This window comes from Microbispora siamensis (genome assembly GCF_016863095.1).
Taxonomy (GTDB): Bacteria; Actinomycetota; Actinomycetes; order Streptosporangiales; family Streptosporangiaceae; genus Microbispora; species Microbispora siamensis.
Genome location: NZ_BOOF01000103.1, coordinates 1 through 3,877, shown reverse-complemented (window position 1 = coordinate 3,877; position 3,877 = coordinate 1). Strand labels below are relative to the sequence as shown.

Here is a 3,877-nt window from a genome sequence, read left to right as displayed (position 1 = left end):
CCTTCAGCCACATCCACCTGATCCACACCGCCCAGGCGCTGAGCGGAGAGGCACACGCCGCCGGCACGGCGAAGGTGATGAGCATGTGACAGCCCGCTCGCGGTCTCACGGCAGGTCGTACCGGTTCCTGATGGACCTGGCCTCCTCCTCCGTCACCTCCGGCGGGGTCCGGGCCAGCGCCTGCCGCAGGTCCGACAGAATCCGGTCACCAGAACCACGCACCCGCGACCGGTGCTGGGCGAACTGCGCGTCGAAGCGCCGCGCCGCCGGCCCGGTCCACACGGCGCCGTTGTGGAAGTACAGGTACGGTCCCTCGACGGCCTTCTCGATCTCCTCAACGAGAGGCTCAGCCGTCCGCAGGGCCTCACGCAGCGCCAGGTACAGCGGATTGGGCACCAGCGCAGCCATGACGCCGATCAGCCCTTCCCGGAAACGGACGGGCTCGCCGACGGGGCGCTCGCATCCGTGATCAGCTTGGGCGCGATCAGCTTCATCAGCGCCATCACATCCCCCGCGCTGTCCCGTCCCTCGACACCTATCTCCAGCGCTATGTTGATCTCCGCTTTCCCCCGTACGAGATGCGCGAACGCGGCGTTGTTCTCGCCGCTGGCACGCCTGAAATACGCACCAACAGAGCCCGGGACGATCTCGGGGAGGGGTGTGGCACCGGAATCAAGCTGCTCTTGAACTTCAGCCACATAGCCGCCGGGCGTGAGATCGACGTGCAGCACCTGTAACCGGTCGCCACCTCGCTGGTAGACGGCGCAGCTTCCGGCGCCGGCCCCGTCGGCAACCGTCAGGTCGAAGGAACCTCTCGCCAGGGGATCACGCACGCCCGTCATGACTTCCACAGCCCGGCGAGGAACATATCCGCACAGGTACGGCGGCTCCGCGACCGTGGGCATCGGCCCGAGATCGGTCTTGTTCCCTCGATTCTCACCCTGCTGGCATGAGACCAGCGCAGTCGTCAGTGCGCAGAAGAGGACCAACAGGAAAGGGGACCGCCTCTGCCTCATGCCGCGTACTGCGCAAACGCATGGAAGAATCCCTGATCAAGGCGATCTTCGACGTCTCTCCAGGGCTTTCCCGAGAGTCCGTCGTACAGCCATCGCTCATAGGCCTCCACCCTGCGGTACTTGTCGGTGCTGTTGGTGGCTGTCTTATCGGTCATCTCATCCATGGTCATCAAAGTCCGGCCGTCGTCTTTGAGGAAGTTGTTGGGATTGCGACGAGGATCGTCTCCGCTCTCGAGACCCTCGAGCGAGGCCCAGGGGTGGGTCCGTGCAGGCGGCTCGGCCGGACCGAAGACGTCGTGCTTGAGCATGGCCTGGGCAGTGAGGTCGTGCAGGAGAGTCCTGTAGTGGTCGACGGCCGCATTCGCATTGCTGCGAGCCTTGCTCTCCGCGTCGCCCTTCGCACTGTCTTCGATAATGCCTGTCCACGCCCCGACCAGGTCCGCGGTGATCGGCCAGCCGCCCTTCTTCGGGAAGACCAGGGCGGTGTTGACCACGGCCATGAAAATCTTCATGTTGCGCTCTTGCGCCTCGTCCAGCGCCTTCCCGGCCTCGATCTTCGCCAGCCCCGCGGCATCGGTGATCATGCCGAACCCCGCTCCCGCCCGCTGGGCGTTGGTCAGCAGCGTGTCCCTGTCCCCTTGCCGTATCCGGGCCGCCCCGTAGTCGAGAAGGAGACTCGTGAAGGCTGTCTGCGCGGCCAGGACCGGAGTGAAGGCCGTCGAATCCGCGAATGCCTCGCGCATGACCCGACGCAGTTCCTGGCGGTCGAACTGGGCTCCCCACGGATCCTTTCCGGGCACCGCGGGATTGTCCGCACCCGAAACGCCAACGGTCATGGGATTCTCCCGATTTTGCGCCACGCGGTCGATGTCGCTGATGTAGCCGGCGAGGATGCGGCCGGTGGTGACGGGTTTGAGGAGCGAGGGGCGGCCCGCGTCGATGCGTTCGGCCTCGATGTGCACGAGCTCGGAGGTCAGCTTGGCCGACAGGTAGCCGCGGGAGGGGTCTTGCGGGGAGCCCTCGTGGTCGCGGAGTTTCGACGTGGCGGCCTCGAGCGCCTTGCCCAGGGCCGTGCCGCCATCCCCCAGCCCGCGTTCGGTCAGGAAGCGCCGCAGCATGGTCGGGTCGCCCGTGAAGAAGTCCTGCGCGGCGGCGGGATCGCGGCTCAGCGCCTCCATGACCGTCCGCATCACCCCAGGGTCCGAGCCAACCGGGAACTTGCTCATCTCACGGTCCCACGCGTCGAGCTTCCTGGCCACCGTCGTCAGGAAACGGGTGTCGTATTTGCCCTGCTTGAGGGCGAGCGCGACGGCCAGGCCGTCCTGCCAGCCGACACGGAAGCCCGAGGTCAGCTCGTCGCGCCAGGCGTCGCCGAGCCGTCCGCTCGCGGTGCCGAGCGCGGACCCGAGAGCGGTCTGCAGCCGCTTCACCTTCTGGTCGCCGCCGTGCTCGACGGTCTGGACCATGAGCGCGCGGAACCCGGCCGCGCCCAGGGTGGTCATCAGCGCGGTCGCGAACGCGGCGTCCCCTTTCCGTTTCTCCAGCGCCGCCAGCGTCCTTTCGTCCACCTCGCCGCCGGCGGTGGCCGCCGTCAGCGTCGTCACCGCGGCGTAGACGTCCGGATCGCGGCCGGCCCTGCCGTACAGGGCTTCGTCGAAGGCGCTCAGCCCGCCAGGAGCTCCGGCCGAGGCGGCCCACTCCGTCCGCTCCGCGCGGATCGTCGCGCTGCGCCTGCGCAGGTCGGGTCGGCCCGCGGCGATCCAGGTGCGCATCTCCCGTACGGCCGCCAGACCTGAGGTGTCGAGATCGAGGCGTCGCAGGGTCCGGTCGAGGACCTGTTCATTGCGGCCGATCACTTCCTCGGCCCGGGCGAGCCCTTTCTCAAATTCATCCATTGAAGCCGGATTTATCCCGGAATAGCCGCCACTAATTGCCGCGACCGGAGAGGGCTGAGGCGCCGGCGAAGGCCGAGACGCGGGCGGTGCGTCTTTCGTGCTCACTGGCGTGGGCGGCGGCTGCGGGGCCGGTGACGGCACCGACGGCGGATGAGTCATGAGAACGGCGGACTCCAGCACGTTCGGCGATAAGCGGCAGACGCAAAGATTACGTTCGCGTCCTGCGTCAGTAAAGCCTTTCAATTGACAGGGCAATCCACCCGCGGATGAGAGGACGGCCCGCGCCCGGTAGCGTGACGGGCATGCGGATCGAGGACTACGCCCTGGTGGGCGACATGCAGTCGGCCGCCCTCGTCGGCCGGGACGGCTCGATCGACTGGCTGTGCCTGCCGCGGTTCGACTCCCCCTCCTGCTTCACGCGACTGCTCGGCAACGAGTCCAACGGCTTCTGGCGCCTGGCCCCCACGGGACACGAGCAGGCCACGCGCCGCGCGTACGTCGAGGACACGCTCATCCTGGAGACCGTCTGGGAGACGCCCACGGGCGCGGTCAAGGTGATCGACTTCATGCCGCCCCGGCACGCCAACCCCGATCTCGTACGGATCGTGGAGGGCCTGTCCGGCACCGTGGAGATGACGACGGAGATCCGCATCCGCTTCGACTACGGCCGCATCGTCCCCTGGGTGCGCCGCAGGAACGGGCACCTGCACGCCATCGGCGGCCCCGACTCGGTCTGGATCCACTCCGGAGTCCCGCTCCGGGGCGGCGACTACCGGCATGAGGCGACGTTCACGGTGACCGCCGGGCAGCGGGTGCCGTTCGTGTTCACCTGGCACCCCTCCCATCAGCCGGAGCCGGAGCGGATCGACCCGCTGGAGCAACTCGCCGAGACCAGGCTCCTGTGGGAGGAGTGGGTCTCCCGATGCGGTTACCGGGGTCCCTGGCGCGACGCCGTGGTCCGCTCGC

4 protein-coding genes are annotated in these 3,877 nt (G+C 68.0%); 1 reads left to right on the top strand and 3 read right to left on the bottom strand.

What is annotated here, in order from left to right; translation table 11 throughout:
- Positions 1-105 precede the first annotated feature (105 nt).
- From Msi02_RS42620 to Msi02_RS42610, 3 genes are all read right to left on the bottom strand, one after another.
- The gene (locus tag Msi02_RS42620; RefSeq protein WP_204053391.1) at positions 106-408 is read right to left on the bottom strand and encodes a hypothetical protein; all 303 of its coding nucleotides are present in this window, start codon (positions 406-408) and stop codon (positions 106-108) included.
- A gap of 8 nt (positions 409-416) precedes the next feature.
- Positions 417-851: a hypothetical protein gene (locus Msi02_RS42615; protein ID WP_204053390.1), complete on the bottom strand. Its 435-nt coding sequence runs from the start codon at positions 849-851 to the stop codon at positions 417-419.
- 161 nt (positions 852-1,012) lie between these two features.
- Positions 1,013-2,911, bottom strand: coding sequence for a DUF6571 family protein (locus tag Msi02_RS42610; protein ID WP_204053389.1), 1,899 nt, complete (start codon positions 2,909-2,911; stop codon positions 1,013-1,015).
- A 302-nt stretch (positions 2,912-3,213) separates the two neighbouring features.
- Between Msi02_RS42610 and Msi02_RS42605 the strand changes: the two genes are divergently transcribed.
- On the top strand, positions 3,214-3,877 hold a 664-nt coding region (locus Msi02_RS42605; protein ID WP_239109433.1), incomplete at its 3' end, for a glycoside hydrolase family 15 protein.